Raw genomic sequence first — 16,605 nt, 5'->3', positions numbered from 1 at the left:
TCATCGAGGTAAAGATTTTTTGTGAGCGTTATTGTAGTTGTACTGCATCACCGTATTTAATCTTCGCTTCCTGACGTAATTGCTGGAGTAGAGCGGTGAAGGCAAGCTGAGCATTATTATCCGCAATACCGTTAATCATCTGCGTTCTCTGAGCAGCCGGCATTTCGCCAGTTAACACTTTATCCAAGGCAATAATAACAATATTACCGCTGTTATCTTGGGTAAAGCCGTAACTAGGTGATGTCCCTTTCGGTGGCGTTAACCCAAAAACGGTCTCAGATAGAGGTGATTGTTGATTACGTTGTAAGGTCTGTACTGCCCCAAATGCGAGTCCTGCTTGAGTGAAAAGGGTTTGTTTCCCTTGACGCAACTCAGTCACGATAGATTCTGCTTGATGTTTGGCTTCAGCAACCGCTTTATCATGTTTGATGGCAGCAGTAATCTCTGTAGTCACTTGAGCTTGAGGTTTTACTTTAGCAGGCTCATGCGCTGAGATACGAACGACGAACGCGCGATCACCATCAACGGTGATAATACTTGAATTACTACCTGGTGTGCCTTGCTCACCAAGTAAGCTACCGTTGAAGATGACTTCTTTTACTTGATCGAAATTCAACGCATCAGGTACTGATTGTTGGCTAAACCATGAAGTCTCAACCGCTTTTGTTCCCGCAACTTGTTCCGCAGCGGCTAAGGAGTCATTATCGTTGCTAGCTGCATCATTCACTTTTTGTTGCAGTGCAAAGAATTGACTAATTGCCGTTTCTTGTTGAACTTTATCTGCAACGGCTTGGTGAACAGCGGCAAGAGCTTGTTGTTGTGCCGGTTGGACATCATCTAACCGGACGATGAGATACCCTACAGAGCTTTTGATTACTCCCGACAGCGCACCTTTCTCAGTGAGTTTCGCTGAGGCCAATTCGTCAGGAACTGAATCTTGTTCCATCCAACCTAAATCCCCGCCCTGCTTTGCTGAGACTGAGTCTTGAGACTGTTGACGGGCAACTTCTGCGAAATTAGCACCTTGCTGTAGTTGCTTGAGCAACTCATTAGCTTGTTGCTCTGTTTTGACTTGGATAACGCTAAAGCGCTGACGAGCTTGCTGTGTATAGTCTGCTTTATGGCTATCGTACCATGCCTGAATCTCTTGCTCAGTTGGCGCTTTCTGCATTGCCTTAGCATCAAGTTTAATGTAGCTAACCTTGAACTGTTCAGGAAGCTTAAACGTATCTTGATGCGCATCATAATAGCCTTTAATCTCAGCATCATTGACTTTTTGCTGAGCCGCTAGCGTATCAACGTTTAAGGTTGCTTGACGGATTTGGCGTTGCTGAGAAACGAGATCAGCTATACGGTTTGCTTCGCTCTTTAGCACGAAGTCTGTGTTGCCTACCGCTTGAGCCAATTGTTGATTCGCCAAACTTTTACGCAATGATGCCGCATAACTATCCGGTGTGTAGTTAACACTGCTTAATACAGAGTTATAGAGTGCGTTATCGAAATGTCCATTAGTTTGGAATTGCGGCACAGCAAAGATAGCCTGCTTAATTTGTTCATCGGTCACGGCAAGATTCAGTGAATGAACATATTGTTGTAAAAGCGTTTGGTCCACAAGTTGAGAAAGCGCTTGTTGACGAAGCTGTTGCATAAATTGTTCATTACCTGCCAACTGTGCGTATTGGTCACCCAATTGTTGCTGCTGACGCATACGTTCATTGTTGTACGCATTTTCGAATTGCGCTCGGCTGATTGTTTCACCGTTAATTTTGGCTGCATAATCATGATTTCCGCCGATCAAATAATTACTGACGCCTGTCAGTACGAACGAAATAATGATTATTCCCAGTATGATTTTAAGCACAACGTGATTAGACGCTGAGCGTAAATTGTCCATCATGATTTGGCAACACTCCGCTGTGGTGTAAATTTAACGCTGACCGATGTGGCCTTGGGCAAACAGTATGACTTGCCAGAAAAAAAGGCACATCGCTTGATGTGCCTCTATGTTACATGAGAAGCGTTATCACGTCCTCATTCAATGGAAGAAATAGTTCCATGTGGATAAGACTTAGTTAACTGAGTCTTTTAATCCTTTACCTGCACGGAAGCCAGGGACTTTACCTGCAGGAATTGTAATCTCTTTACCTGTTTGCGGGTTACGGCCAGTACGTTCAGCACGCTCTTTTACCGCGAAAGTTCCAAAACCGACTAGAGCAACGTCATCACCAGCTTTTAATGATTCAGTTACCGCACCGATAAATGCGTCTAAAACACGTCCTGCAGCTGCTTTGGAAATATCTGCATCAGCAGCAATTTTATCAACCAATTGTGATTTATTCACGTTAACATCCCCTTTATTATTTCATGTCGTAGAGAGTATCCTCTCTCACTTATGAGCTGCTTGTTATAGCAGGCATCGACGTTTGAAACAACGTAAATGCTCTTATTAGCCTGCAAAAGTCTATTTATTACGTCGAATACCCTTAGGGTATTCGACTGATAAGCCATATTATGCTGAGGGAGTGACAACTTCAATCCCTTCAGGAGCTCGTTCTAACGCTAACTTTAAGACTTCTTCGATATTTTTTACAGGGTGAATCTTCAGATCAGCGATGACATTATCCGGGATCTCTTCCAGATCACGCTTGTTCTCAAAAGGAATTAATACGGTTTTAATCCCTCCACGATGAGCTGCGAGAAGTTTCTCTTTCAAACCACCGATTGGTAGAACTTGACCGCGTAAAGTGATCTCTCCCGTCATGGCAACTTCTGCCTTAACCGGGTTCCCTGTCAAACTTGATACGAGGGCGGTACACATCGCGATCCCCGCACTAGGACCATCTTTTGGCGTCGCACCTTCAGGGACGTGGACGTGAATGTCACGTTTTTCGTAGAAATCATTATTGATACCTAATGATTCTGCACGCGAACGGACAACCGTCATCGCTGCTTGGATAGATTCCTGCATTACTTCACCCAGAGAACCGGTATAAGAGAGTTTACCTTTACCCGGTACGCTGGCGGTTTCAATCGTTAACAGATCCCCACCCACTTCGGTCCACGCCAGACCGGTTACTTCACCGATACGATTTTTCTCGTCAGCTCGGCCATAGTCAAAGCGTTGAACACCAAGATATTCACTGAGATTCTCTGCATTAATCGTAATATGCTTCAGCTTCTTATCCAGCAACAAGGCTTTAACAGCTTTACGGCATAGTTTTGAGAGTTCCCTTTCTAAACTACGGACGCCTGCTTCACGGGTGTAAAAGCGAATAATGCCCATGATTGCACTGTCTTCAACCGTGAGTTCACCCGATTTAAGCGCATTACGCTCCATCTGTTTAGGAAGTAAATGATCTTTAGCAATATTTAACTTCTCATCTTCGGTATACCCAGAAAGACGGATAACTTCCATCCGGTCGAGGAGAGGACCTGGGATATTCATCGAGTTCGAGGTCGCAACGAACATCACATCAGACAGATCATAATCTACTTCTAAGTAGTGATCGTTGAAGGCATTATTCTGCTCAGGATCTAACACTTCTAATAGTGCCGAAGCTGGGTCACCACGCATATCTGCTGACATTTTATCGATTTCGTCGAGCAGGAATAGTGGGTTACGAACACCAACTTTCGCCATTTTTTGAATTAATTTACCCGGCATAGAACCGATATAGGTACGGCGATGTCCACGAATTTCTGCTTCATCGCGCACTCCACCAAGTGCCATACGGATATATTTACGCCCCGTCGCCTTCGCAATAGATTGGCCTAATGAGGTTTTCCCGACACCAGGAGGTCCCACTAAGCAAAGAATAGGACCACGGATCTTATTAACCCGGCTTTGTACCGCTAAGTACTCAAGGATCCGGTCTTTGACTCTATCCAGTCCAAAGTGATCTTTATCCAAGGTTTCTTGTGCTTTGCGTAGGTCTTTCTTAACTTTACTACGGCCTACCCAAGGAACTTGTACCATCCAGTCGATATAGCCACGTACCACTGTCGCTTCAGCAGACATTGGTGACATCATTTTTAGCTTTTGAAGTTCAGCCTCTGCTTTTTCTTTAGCTTCCGCTGGCATTTTCGCTTCATCGATCTTGCGCTTCAGTGCTTCAAACTCATCTGGCACATCGTCCATTTCGCCAAGTTCTTTCTGAATCGCTTTCATTTGCTCGTTCAGATAGTACTCGCGCTGGCTTTTTTCCATCTGCTTTTTAACACGGTTACGAATGCGCTTCTCAACTTGCAGCAGATCGATTTCCGATTCCATCATTGCCATCAAGTACTCAAGACGTTCATTTACATCTGACATTTCAAGTACTGATTGCTTATCTGCCAATTTAAGCGGCATATGAGCAGCGATGGTATCCGCCAGACGTGCCGCATCCTCAATATTGTTTAAAGAGGTTAACACTTCCGGTGGGATCTTTTTATTGAGTTTGATGTAGCCTTCGAATTGGCTGACCGCAGCACGAATCAATACTTCTTGCTCACTTTCATCAATTTCAGGGCTTTCGATATACTCAATTTGAGCCGTAAAAAACTCTTCGCTATCATCAAGCGAGGTGAGTGTTGCACGCTGTACACCCTCAACGAGGACTTTTACCGTACCGTCAGGAAGTTTTAGCATCTGTAGGACCGAAGCCACCGTACCGACAGTAAATAAATCGTCAATACTCGGTTCATCAGTTGTCGCTTCTTTCTGCGCCACCAGCAGAATTTTCTTATCATTATCCATCGCTGACTCTAAGCAGCGAATAGATTTTTCGCGACCCACGAATAACGGTATCACCATGTGCGGATAAACCACTACATCGCGTAAAGGTAACACGGGAATATCAATGTGTTCGGAACGCTCAGAAGTCATAGAGCTCTCTCTTAGTTTAATTTCCGCTGGAGTGTGATAGTCCTAACTCTGTGACTTACCACGTCTAGATGATCAACATATGGGGATGATATTATGATATTCAACGGCCTATACGTGAGAAAAATAAAGGGGAAATGAAATTTCCCCTTTATTAACGTATCACTCTACAAACGTCGTCAATTACTCGCCAGAGGCTTGCGCTTCTTGCTTACCGTAAATGAGCATCGGTTCAGAGGTACCCGCAATAACATTCTCGTCAATAACCACTTTTTCAACGCCTTCAATAGAAGGAAGTTCATACATGGTTTCGAGTAATGCAGCTTCGACGATGGAACGCAGTCCACGTGCGCCCGTCTTACGGCTCATTGCTTTCTCAGCAATCGCCACTAAGGCTTCTTCACGGAACTCTAACTCTGCGCCTTCTAAATTGAATAGAGCTTGGTATTGCTTGGTTAGCGCATTCTTAGGTTCACGTAATATTTGAATTAAGGCTTCTTCACTCAGTTCGCTTAAGGTCGCGACTACAGGTAAACGACCAATAAACTCAGGAATCAATCCAAATTTAATTAAATCTTCAGGTTCAGCTTGCGCTAATAATTCCCCTTCAGCTGCTTTCTTAGAAGGATCTTTTACCGTCGCACCAAATCCAATACCTGAACCTGTTTCAACACGCTGCGCAATAACTTTGTCTAACCCAGCAAACGCGCCCCCACAAATAAAGAGAATTTTTGAGGTATCGACTTGTAAAAATTCTTGCTGTGGATGTTTACGACCACCTTGTGGCGGTACTGCTGCGACCGTCCCTTCGATGAGCTTAAGTAAAGCTTGTTGCACGCCCTCACCCGAGACATCACGAGTGATAGAAGGATTGTCTGACTTGCGTGAAATTTTATCAATCTCATCGATGTAGACAATACCGCGCTGAGCTTTCTCAACGTCGTAATCACATTTTTGTAGTAGCTTTTGGATGATGTTTTCAACATCTTCACCCACATAACCGGCTTCAGTCAGGGTTGTCGCATCAGCCATGGTGAAGGGGACATCCAGTAAGCGCGCCAGCGTTTCAGCGAGTAGGGTTTTACCACTACCGGTTGGCCCAATAAGTAAAATATTACTTTTACCCAATTCCACGCCATTGGAGGTATCACCATTACGTAAACGTTTGTAGTGGTTATAGACCGCTACAGAAAGGACTTTCTTAGCCTTTTCTTGACCGATTACATAATCATCGAGATGGGTACGGATTTCACGTGGCGTCGGCAGTGCATCGCGCTCGCGATGTGGAGCAACTTCCTTTATCTCTTCACGAATAATGTCATTACATAAGTCAACACATTCGTCACAGATATACACTGACGGTCCGGCAATTAGCTTACGCACTTCATGCTGGCTTTTGCCGCAGAAAGAGCAGTACAGCAATTTACCTGAACCCTCTTTGCGCTTATCAGTCATCAGTTAGCCTCTTTTCAGTGTTATCAATGCCAGCATCATCGAGTACCAATAATGCCCTGCATTTAGGTCTATTTTTTAGCTTAGCGCCACTATTTACGATGAGTCAGGATGGAATCGACTAAACCATAGTCTACGGCTTCAGCAGCCGAGAGGAAACGATCCCGCTCAGTATCACGCTCGATTTCTTCCAGCGTTTTGCCCGTATGCTTGGCCATTAATTCATTCATGCGCTGTTTAACTTTCAAAATTTCTTTAGCGTGAATTTCAATGTCCGTCGCTTGTCCTTGATAACCACCTAACGGTTGGTGAATCATTACACGCGAGTTCGGTAAACAAAAACGTTTACCTTCAGCACCCGCTGTTAATAGAAACGCACCCATAGAACAGGCTTGTCCCATACAGATGGTACTGACGTCAGGTTTAATGAATTGCATCGTATCATAAATAGACATGCCTGCCGTGATCACACCGCCCGGCGAGTTGATATAAAGATAAATATCCTTCTCAGGGTTTTCGGCTTCAAGAAAGAGCATCTGTGCAACAATCAGGTTTGCCATATGGTCTTCAACCTGACCGGTCATGAAAATAACGCGTTCTTTTAATAAGCGTGAGTAGATATCGTAAGAACGTTCGCCACGCGAGGTTTGCTCGACAACCATTGGTACCAGAGCCATTTGGGCAGGCGTCATTTCCGGTTGATTACTGTATGACATAAACCATCTCCTGGGTAAATTTCTTAAGCAACGCTTGTCGCCTTAACTAACAGCAGCCACTAATGCAGTGTAATTTTACATTCATTCAAGCATAACAAGGTTTTGATTAATACGCGAAGTAGATTACTGCGGTTCAGAAAATTCTTTTCAAGGGGGCAGCATAAAAAAAAGGCTCGTGACCTGAAATCACGAGCCTAATTCAATAGCTAAACTATTACGTCTTAAGCTGGTTGGTTCATCAGTTCTTGGAACTTAGTCGCTTTATCAGTAACTTTAGCTTTTTCAAGAATGAAATCAACAGCCTGCTCTTCTAGCGCAACGTTACGCATGTTGTTCATCATCTCTTTATTTTTGCTGTAGTACTCGATCACTTCTTGTGGATCTTCGTACGCTGCAGCCATATCAGCGATCATGGTGTTAACACGTTCTTCGTCAGCTTTCAGCTCGTTAGTGTTGATCACTTCACCTAACAGTAATCCAACCATAACGCGACGTTTCGCTTGCTCTTCAAACAGCTCGCGCGGCAGTTCTAGCGCTTGTTGTTCGTTACCACCAAAGCGTTGAGCGGCTTGACGACGTAATACGTCGATCTCACCGTCAATCAGTGCGGCTGGAACGTCAATCTCGTTTTGCGCCAGTAGACCGTCGATAGCTTGGGTCTTAATACGGTTACGCACCGCACCTTTCAGCTCACGTTGCATGTTTTTGCTGATTTCTGCACGCAGTCCATCAACAGAACCGTCTGCAACGCCGAAACGCTTAACGAACTCTTCTGTGAGTTCTGGCAGTTCACGCTCTTCAACTTTCTTCAGAACGATATCGAACTTAGCGTCTTTCCCTTTCAGGGTTTCAGCGTGGTACTCTTCAGGGAATTTAACGTCGATAGTAAATTCTTCACCTGCTTTGTGACCGACTACGCCTTCTTCAAAGCCTGGGATCATACGACCTTGCCCCATCGCCAGAACGAAGTCAGAAGATTTGCCACCTTCGAACTCTTCACCGTCAACTGAACCAGAGAAATCGATAGTAACGCGGTCTTCAGCAGTAGCAGCTTTATCTGTCTCTTTCCAATCTGCTTGTTGCTTACGCAGAGTGTCCAGCATTGCATCAACGTCTTCGTCGTTAACCTCAACAACTGGCTTCTCGATTTCGATGTTCTCTAATCCTTTTAATTCAACTTCAGGATAAACTTCGAATTCAACAGAGTAAGTGAAATCTTCACCTAACTTATATTCGCCTGGCACATAGTTTGGTGCGCCCGCTGGGTTGATCTTCTCTTTGATGATCGCGTCAATGAAGTGACGAGACATGAGTTCGCCCAGAACATCCTGACGAGCAGAAGCACCGTAACGCTTTTCAATGATGGTCATTGGCACTTTGCCTTTACGGAAACCATCAATACGCGCTTTTTTAGCGATATCAACCAGTTCTTTCTTTACCGCACCTTCAATGCTGTCGGCAGGGATAGTCATGGTAATGCGACGGCCTAGGCCCTGAGTTGTTTCAACTGAAACTTGCATCTTGTTACCTCAAAAAATCACGTGCTCGATTGGCTTCATGGAGAACAGCAAGAACCCTCACTGTTCAACAACAGAATATGTTGATACGGTTTGAACAACATCCCTGTTACCAGAAGCGTCACGAAGACATTCTGGAAAAATAGACGCCGCATTATAGCGGCATCAACGATATGAGTCGAGATTTGGCAGGGTTTCGAGGGGAGATTCTGCGAAAATTTTATCAATAAAAGGTATATTTTGAGACAAATCAGAAAATAATCGATCAAACTGATTTTTTTTTAAGCAATCATTCCTGCACCGCGGCAGTCAGGTGAAGATAATACGGTATCTTGTAATCCCGCCCACTCTTTAGGTGTGTAGGTATGTAATGCTAACGCATGGACACCACCTGCCAATTCAGCACTTAACACACTATAGATAGAGCGGTGCCGAGCCAAAAAACGCTGGTCAGCAAACTGCTCTGACACAATAATCACCTTAAAATGACTTTCTGCACCAGCTGGTACGTTATGGCGATAGCTCTCATTCTGTACATCAAGATGAGTAGGTGAAAAAGCCTGATATAATTTCTCTTCGATCGTCTGACGTATCATAATAAGTCCCTCGCTAATAAGGCATCCAATGACCTTTAATAAATTGTAGCGTTTATTTCTTGTTACATACTACTTTTACGAAAAAAAAACGTGCTATTTTAGTGCTGGTTCCGCATAAGCGGTTTAATTCCTTTATGAACTATTGAGTGGCAAATTCATGGCTCTTTTGAAAAAGTTTGGTTTTCCGTTGCTCGCCTTATTTCTTCTGGCAGGTTGCGCAGCACCAAGCAATACCATTGATGTAACTCCCCAAATCCGTTTACCTCAGCAAGATCCTAGCTTGATGGGTGTCACTATTAGTATTAATGGTGCCGATCAGCGCTCTGACCAAGCCTTGGCCAAAGTGAATCGAGACGGCCAATTAGTGACTTTGACACCTTCACGCGATCTGCGTTTTCTATTACAAGAAGTGTTAGAAAAGCAAATGACCGCGCGTGGGTATATGATTGGCCCTTCAGGCGCCGTCGATCTGCAGATTATTGTTAACAAACTTTATGCAGATGTTACTCAGGGTAATGTCCGATACAGCATTACTACCCAAGCAGACATCTCCATTATCGCAACCGCGAAAAATGGTAACAAGCAGGTGAAAACCTATCGTCAAAGCAATAGCATTCAGGGGCCTTTCAGTGCAACGAATGCCAAAATCACTTCCGCTGTAAATAGTGCACTAAGCGATGTGATTAGCGATATGGCAGATGACACCTCAATTCATGAGTTTATTAAACAAAACGCTCACTAACTGATAGAATGGCTGTATGTTTTCTGCATACAGCCATTCACCATGACCTCACCTTTACGCTTTATCCCATTTTCACGTACGACTCTAGTCCTGCTTCTGCTCGGTTTCTCTTCGGGGCTCCCTTTAGCGCTTACTTCCGGCACCCTCCAGGCATGGATGACGGTGGAGAATATCGACCTGAAAACCATTGGTTTCTTTTCAATGGTCGGCCAAGCCTATGTGTTTAAATTCCTCTGGGCTCCCATGATGGACCGCTACTCTCTCCCCTTCACCGGACGCCGACGCGGATGGCTTGCTGTATGCCAACTTTTACTCCTCCTCTTGATAGCCACGATGGCAACCGTTAATCCAACATCTGGACTATGGGTACTCGCCATATTAGCTGTCGCAGTCGCTTTTTGCTCAGCATCCCAAGATATTGTGTTTGATGCGTGGAAAACGGACGTATTGTCTGCTGAAGAGCGCGGAAATGGGGCTGCCTTGACGGTACTCGGTTATCGTCTTGCCATGTTGGTCTCTGGAGGCCTCGCACTGTGGCTCGCCGACCGCTACCTCGGTTGGCATCAAGTCTATTTTCTTATGGCTGGACTGATGTTACTTGGCCTGCTTGGAACGCTCCTTGCCAAAGAACCTGAACAATCTATCGCTGCACCCTTATCACTCCGACATGCGGTGGTTGACCCACTGAAAGATTTTTTCACGCGCAACAATACTTGGTTAATGATTACCCTTATCATCTTTTATAAATTGGGCGATGCCTTTGCCGGTGCGCTGAGTACTTCTTTTCTAATCAGAGGTCTGGGATTTAGCGCGGGCGATGTGGGTCTGGTCAATAAATCCTTAGGGCTAGCCGCTACGATTATAGGTGCCCTGATAGGTGGTGCACTCATGAGAAAGTGGAGCTTATATCGAGCTTTGATGGTTTTTGGTATTGCGCAAGCTCTGAGTAATTTAGCTTACTGGCTCCTGACCGTGATCCCTAGCCATTTATGGTCGATGGGTAGCGCCGTTTTCATCGAAAATTTATGTGGGGGAATGGGTACTGCCGCCGCTGTCGCCTTATTAATGTCGCTGTGTAATCGCCGTTTTTCTGCTACGCAATTCGCCTTACTTTCTGCACTCAGTGCGGTGGGGCGTGTTTATGTGGGACCTATCGCTGGCTGGCTGGTAGAGTTATGGAACTGGTCAGGTTTTTACGCCTTTACCGTATTCGCCTCTCTGCCGGGTTTGCTCCTGTTACGCGCGGCGAAAACCTCACTCCTTCAATTAGCTGAGTCCTCTGAATTTGCGCCTCGACGTCATTATGTCCATGGCTATTCGATGACTACTAAAGGATTTCTTCTCGGGGCGTTTATGGCACTGCTCGGGTTGTTGACAATGTTAATCGCCTTCCTGTTCAACCTACCCGAGTGGTTTATTACACAACCATTGATTCGCTATGGGTTAATCCTCGCAACCATCGCTACCTTGGTAGGCGTCACACTCGATATCTTGTCGCGGAAAAAAGCAGCATAAAATGCTATTTTTTTTATTCTTAGGAAAAATTCAATTTATCGAACTTATTATTCATTCACCTTTTAATAGCAGCTCAATACTTATTGGGATAATAAAATGTGAATGAATGATACAACAAATGATTTTTTATGTTAAAAAAATGATACACAAACTTCGTGGTTATAGCTCTTAAAAAGAAGTAAGAAGAGAATCAATAGGCTTTTGTTATATTAAAGCCAACTGATTGATGCGGTTGATAATTTCGTTCCGTGAATAAAATTTGTTAAATGTCTCAAATAACCATCTACACTTTACTGACAGAACCTCAAGCAGGTTTACACTACATCAACGTTACCGTAAAATACAGATACACTTAAACGACAATACAGCCCTTTGTCATTGAGGTCGTTAAATGAGACTCAAGAAATACAAAAATAGTTTGGGGATTTTGTCATTAATTTCAGCCACTTTGCTCATGAGTGGTTGTGATAGTGCACTTTTAAATCCTAAAGGTCAGATTGCACTGGAGCAACGTTCATTAATACTGACAGCCTTCGGCTTGATGTTAATTGTCGTTATTCCAGCAGTCTTCATGGCAATTGCATTCGCCTGGAAATATCGGGCATCGAATACAAATGCTAAATACTCACCTAACTGGTCACACTCTAACAAAATAGAAGCTGTAGTTTGGACGGTTCCAATCCTGATTATTGTCTTCTTAAGCGTGCTGACTTGGAAAAGTACTCACTCTCTAGAACCAAGCAAGCCTCTCGTTTCTGATGTAAAACCTGTCGAAATTGATGTCGTTGCTTTAGACTGGAAATGGCTGTTTATTTACCCTGAGCAAGGTATTGCAACAGTTAATGAGATCGCTTTCCCAGCTAACACTCCGGTGCATTTCAATATCACATCAAACTCTGTGATGAACTCATTCTTTATCCCTACTCTGGGTAGCCAGATCTATGCGATGGCTGGAATGAGAACGCAATTGAACTTAATTGCTAATGAAGCAGGCACTTTTGATGGTATCTCATCTAACTACAGTGGTCGCGGATTCTCTGGCATGAAGTTTAAAGCCATTGCAACCAACACTAATGCTGAATTCCAGCAGTGGGTAGATAAGGTCAAAACTGCACCTAATACACTGACTACCATGGATCAGTTTGAGACGTTGGCTGCGCCAAGCGAAAACCATCCAGTAGAATATTTCTCAAATGCTAACCCTGAACTGTTTACACAAGTTGTCGACAAGTTTATGTCTAGCCACGGAAAAATGAACATGCCTGCTCACGCTGGTATGGACATGAATCACACCGCTTCAGCCGGAGCAGAGGAATAATCATGTTAGGAAAATTAACATTAGCGGCGGTTCCCCTAGACGTACCAATCGTCATGGTGACCATCTCCGCTATTATCCTTATTGGTCTGGCACTCGTTGCCGCCATCACTTACTACGGTAAGTGGAAGTACTTGTGGACAGAGTGGTTCACCTCTATTGACCACAAAAAACTCGGCATCATGTACTGCATCATGGCTTTCGTCATGTTGCTCCGTGGTTTTGCCGATGCCATCATGATGCGGAGCCAACAGGTTCTTGCCTCAGCTGGTGAAGCAGGCTTCCTTCCGCCGCACCACTACGACCAAATCTTTACCGCGCACGGCGTGATTATGATTTTCTTCGTAGCGATGCCTTTCGTTGTTGGTTTGATGAACATTGCTGTACCGCTGCAAATCGGTGCGCGTGATGTTGCCTTCCCATTCCTGAACAACTTAAGCTTCTGGTTCACGGCAATCGGTGTCATCTTGGTAAACTTGTCATTAGGTGTGGGCGAATTCGCGCAGACCGGTTGGCTGGCCTACCCTCCTCTGTCGGGTGCTGAATACAGCCCGGGCGTAGGGGTTGACTACTGGATTTGGAGTTTACAGCTATCAGGTATTGGTACAACGCTGACTGGGATTAACTTCTTCGTCACCATTCTGAAAATGCGTGCCCCTGGCATGACTATGTTCAAAATGCCAATTTTCACCTGGACCGCGCTGTGTACTAACGTCCTAATTATCGCTGCGTTCCCAGTATTGACAGTAACCTTAGCACTGCTGACCTTGGACCGTTACCTTGGTTTCCATTTCTTCACTAACGAAATGGGCGGTAACATGATGATGTACGTAAACCTAATTTGGGTTTGGGGACATCCAGAAGTTTATATCCTTGTGCTTCCAGTGTTCGGTGTCTTCTCTGAAGTTACTGCAACCTTCGCTAAAAAACGCATGTTTGGTTACACCTCAATGGTGTGGGCAACAGTTGCGATTACCGTCCTGTCATTTATCGTTTGGTTACACCACTTTTTCACTATGGGGTCAGGTGCCAACGTCAATGCCTTCTTCGGTATCATGACAATGATTATCGCAATCCCTACAGGGGTTAAGATCTTCAACTGGTTGTTTACGCTGTACCAAGGTCGTATCGAAATGACTGCGCCTATGCTGTGGACCATCGGCTTTATCGTGACCTTCTCGGTCGGCGGTATGACGGGTGTTCTGTTAGCGGTACCGGGTGCTGACTTCGTATTACACAACAGCCTATTCCTGATTGCTCACTTCCATAACGTTATTATCGGTGGTGTAGTCTTCGGTTGTATGGCAGGTGTCACTTACTGGTTCCCGAAAGCGTTCGGCTTCAAGCTTGACGAAAAGTGGGGCAAACGCTCTTTCTGGTTCTGGATCATTGGCTTCTTCGTTGCCTTCATGCCGCTGTATGCATTAGGCTTCATGGGTATGACCCGTCGTTTAAGCCAAAACATCGATCCACAGTTCCACCCACTGCTAGTCGTTGCAGCCTGTGGTGCAGGCCTGATCGCACTGGGTATCCTTTGCCAGCTGATCATGTTCTACGTCTCTATCCGTGACCGTGAACTAAATCGTGACCTGACTGGGGATCCATGGGGTGGCCGTTCTCTTGAGTGGGCAACCTCTTCTCCACCTCCTTTCTACAACTTTGCGGTGATTCCAGAAATCAATGAGCGTGACTCTTTCTGGGAAATGAAGCAAAAAGGTGAAGCCTACAAGAAACCTGCGCACTATGAAGAAATTCATATGCCAAAAAATAGTGGTGCTGCAGTGGTTATCGCTGCCTTCGCAACTATCTTCGGTTTCGCAATGATCTGGTACATCTGGTGGTTGGCGGTTGTCTCTTTTGTTGGAATCTTGGCGAGCTGGATCATCAAGAGCTTTGACGAAGACGTGGATTACTACGTTACCGTTAAAGAAATCGAACAGATTGAGAACAAACACTTTGAAGAACTTAGCAAAGCAGGTGTGAAATAATGTCTTCTCTATCTAAACACCACGACGCCCATGGAGAGCATGGGCATCACGATGCAGGAGCCAATAAGATTTTCGGCTTCTGGATCTACCTGATGAGTGACTGCATTATCTTTGCAACCTTGTTTGCAACCTATGCAGTAATGATGAATAGCACCGCAGGCGGTCCTGCAGGACGTGACATCTTTGAACTGCCATATGTTCTTGGTGAAACCGCCCTACTCCTCCTGAGTTCTATTACCTACGGCATGGCCGTGATTGCGATGAACAAAGGTAATAAAGGAACGGTTAATGCTTGGTTAGTCTTAACTTTCCTCTGCGGTCTAGGATTCATCGGTATGGAAATCAACGAATTCCATCACCTCATCTCTGAAGGCTTCGGTCCTCAGCGTAGTGGCTTCCTGTCTGCGTTCTTTACCTTGGTCGGTACCCACGGACTTCACGTAACCTGTGGTCTGATTTGGATGTTGGTCCTGATGTTCCAGATCGCAACACGTGGTCTGACCGCGACTAACCGCACCCGTATCATGTGTCTGAGCTTGTTCTGGCACTTCTTGGATGTGGTGTGGATTTGTGTGTTTACCATTGTCTATCTGATGGGGGTCATGTAATGAGTCACTCAGCAACCGAACATGGCGCATCGCATGGTAGCGTGAAGTCGTACATGATTGGCTTCATCCTCTCTATCATCCTGACAGGAATTCCTTTCTGGATGGTAATGGATGGAAGTTCTGCACACTCCACTACCCTCGCGGTAGTGGTGATTTGTGCCGTAGTTCAGGTTATTGTCCATCTGGTCTATTTCCTCCACCTCGACAGTAAGTCTGAGGGCGGTTGGAACCTAGTAGCCATTGTCTTCTCAGCAATCATCATTTTGATTGTTGTGGTCGGCTCACTGTGGATCATGTGGAACCTTAACTACAACATGATGCCCCACTAACTGAGTTAACCGTAATGATTAAGCAATACCTACAAGTGACAAAACCAGGAATTATTTTCGGAAATTTAATTTCTGTGATCGGGGGTTTTCTGCTGGCTTCTAAAGGCAGCATCGACTTCCGCTTATTTTTCGTCTCACTGATTGGCGTCTCGCTCGTTGTCGCATCAGGTTGTGTTTATAACAACGTGATTGACCGCGATATTGACCACAAGATGGAAAGAACGAAAAACCGAGTTCTGGTGAAGGGGCTCATCTCAACAAAAGTGAGCTTGGCCTACGCCACCTTGTTAGGTATTGCTGGATTTGCGGTACTCTACTTTGGTGCTAATCCGTTAGCCATGTGGCTAGCGGTCATGGGTTTCGTGGTTTATGTCGGTGTCTACAGCCTCTATATGAAGCGTAATTCCGTTTACGGAACGTTAATTGGAAGCTTGTCTGGCGCCGCACCTCCCGTGATTGGCTATTGTGCCGTCACGGGCAATTTCGATGCCGGTGCATTGATATTATTAGCAATTTTCAGCTTATGGCAGATGCCTCACTCCTATGCCATCGCTATCTTCCGCTTTAAAGATTATCAAGCGGCTAATATTCCGGTGCTACCTGTCGTTAAAGGTATCTCCGTCGCCAAAAACCATATCACGCTGTATATCATCGCGTTTATGGTGGCAACATTAATGCTCTCGTTAGGGGGCTATGCAGGCTACAAATATTTAGTGGTAGCCGCAGCAGTCAGCCTGTGGTGGTTAGGCATGGCGTTATCAGGCTATAAATCAGAAAATGATGACCGTGTGTGGGCGCGTAAACTATTTGTCTTCTCCATTGTCGCCATCACTGCACTGAGTGTAATGATGTCTGTCGACTTTATGGGGCCTGGCTCTCCAGAGTTACTGACCTACGTGCGCTAATCCCACTCTTAGCTTTAAAGGCGCGAATTTCGCGCCTTTTCTTTTTGTTACGTAAGTT

Annotated in this window: 14 protein-coding genes; 7 read left to right on the top strand and 7 right to left on the bottom strand. The window is 45.1% G+C overall.

Annotated elements, in window-relative coordinates; all coding sequences use genetic code 11:
• Window positions 1-28 precede the first annotated feature (28 nt).
• The 7 genes from ppiD to bolA form a co-directional block, all read right to left on the bottom strand.
• Window positions 29-1,897: a peptidylprolyl isomerase gene (ppiD, locus tag QJR74_RS04435; RefSeq protein ID WP_304373394.1), complete on the bottom strand. Its 1,869-nt coding sequence runs from the start codon at window positions 1,895-1,897 to the stop codon at window positions 29-31.
• Window positions 1,898-2,068: 171 nt separating this feature from the next.
• Window positions 2,069-2,341, bottom strand: a complete 273-nt coding sequence (gene hupB / locus QJR74_RS04430; RefSeq protein WP_048911701.1) for a nucleoid-associated protein HU-beta — start codon at window positions 2,339-2,341, stop codon at window positions 2,069-2,071.
• A gap of 168 nt (window positions 2,342-2,509) precedes the next feature.
• Window positions 2,510-4,867, bottom strand: a complete 2,358-nt coding sequence (gene lon / locus QJR74_RS04425) for an endopeptidase La (RefSeq protein WP_304373393.1) — start codon at window positions 4,865-4,867, stop codon at window positions 2,510-2,512.
• Between the two features lie 180 nt (window positions 4,868-5,047).
• Window positions 5,048-6,319, bottom strand: a complete 1,272-nt coding sequence (clpX, locus tag QJR74_RS04420) for an ATP-dependent protease ATP-binding subunit ClpX (protein ID WP_304373392.1) — start codon at window positions 6,317-6,319, stop codon at window positions 5,048-5,050.
• A gap of 89 nt (window positions 6,320-6,408) precedes the next feature.
• Complete coding sequence (gene clpP, locus QJR74_RS04415) at window positions 6,409-7,032, bottom strand: ATP-dependent Clp endopeptidase proteolytic subunit ClpP (protein ID WP_048911697.1); 624 nt, start codon at window positions 7,030-7,032, stop codon at window positions 6,409-6,411.
• Between the two features lie 221 nt (window positions 7,033-7,253).
• Window positions 7,254-8,552: a trigger factor gene (tig, locus tag QJR74_RS04410; RefSeq protein WP_304373391.1), complete on the bottom strand. Its 1,299-nt coding sequence runs from the start codon at window positions 8,550-8,552 to the stop codon at window positions 7,254-7,256.
• Between the two features lie 278 nt (window positions 8,553-8,830).
• Window positions 8,831-9,145 carry a transcriptional regulator BolA gene (gene bolA, locus QJR74_RS04405; protein ID WP_304373390.1) on the bottom strand — a complete coding sequence of 105 codons (315 nt, stop codon included), beginning with the start codon at window positions 9,143-9,145 and terminating at the stop codon, window positions 8,831-8,833.
• A gap of 157 nt (window positions 9,146-9,302) precedes the next feature.
• On the opposite strand from bolA, the gene QJR74_RS04400 reads away from it, so the two are divergent.
• The 7 genes from QJR74_RS04400 to cyoE all read left to right on the top strand — a co-directional run bounded on the left by QJR74_RS04400 (window position 9,303) and on the right by cyoE (window position 16,547).
• Window positions 9,303-9,887, top strand: a complete 585-nt coding sequence (locus tag QJR74_RS04400; protein ID WP_304373389.1) for a lipoprotein — start codon at window positions 9,303-9,305, stop codon at window positions 9,885-9,887.
• Window positions 9,888-9,929: 42 nt separating this feature from the next.
• Window positions 9,930-11,402: an AmpG family muropeptide MFS transporter gene (locus QJR74_RS04395; RefSeq protein ID WP_304373388.1), complete on the top strand. Its 1,473-nt coding sequence runs from the start codon at window positions 9,930-9,932 to the stop codon at window positions 11,400-11,402.
• Between the two features lie 391 nt (window positions 11,403-11,793).
• The gene (gene cyoA / locus QJR74_RS04390; protein WP_304373387.1) at window positions 11,794-12,720 is read left to right on the top strand and encodes a cytochrome o ubiquinol oxidase subunit II; all 927 of its coding nucleotides are present in this window, start codon (window positions 11,794-11,796) and stop codon (window positions 12,718-12,720) included.
• Window positions 12,721-12,722: 2 nt separating this feature from the next.
• Window positions 12,723-14,705: a cytochrome o ubiquinol oxidase subunit I gene (cyoB, locus tag QJR74_RS04385; protein WP_048911691.1), complete on the top strand. Its 1,983-nt coding sequence runs from the start codon at window positions 12,723-12,725 to the stop codon at window positions 14,703-14,705.
• The gene (locus QJR74_RS04380) at window positions 14,705-15,313 is read left to right on the top strand and encodes a cytochrome o ubiquinol oxidase subunit III (RefSeq protein ID WP_048911690.1); all 609 of its coding nucleotides are present in this window, start codon (window positions 14,705-14,707) and stop codon (window positions 15,311-15,313) included. The genes cyoB and QJR74_RS04380 overlap by 1 nt, the downstream gene beginning before the upstream one ends.
• Window positions 15,313-15,642: a cytochrome o ubiquinol oxidase subunit IV gene (locus QJR74_RS04375; protein ID WP_092675588.1), complete on the top strand. Its 330-nt coding sequence runs from the start codon at window positions 15,313-15,315 to the stop codon at window positions 15,640-15,642. Before QJR74_RS04380 ends, QJR74_RS04375 begins: the two co-directional genes overlap by 1 nt.
• Before the next feature lie 14 nt (window positions 15,643-15,656).
• On the top strand, window positions 15,657-16,547 hold the full coding sequence (cyoE, locus tag QJR74_RS04370) for a heme o synthase (protein WP_048911688.1): 891 nt from the start codon (window positions 15,657-15,659) through the stop codon (window positions 16,545-16,547).
• The last annotated feature ends 58 nt before the right edge of the window (window positions 16,548-16,605 follow it).

Source organism: Tatumella ptyseos, assembly GCF_030552895.1.
Lineage (GTDB): Bacteria > Pseudomonadota > Gammaproteobacteria > Enterobacterales > Enterobacteriaceae > Rosenbergiella > Rosenbergiella ptyseos_A.
This window is presented reverse-complemented; position numbering and strand designations above follow the sequence as displayed.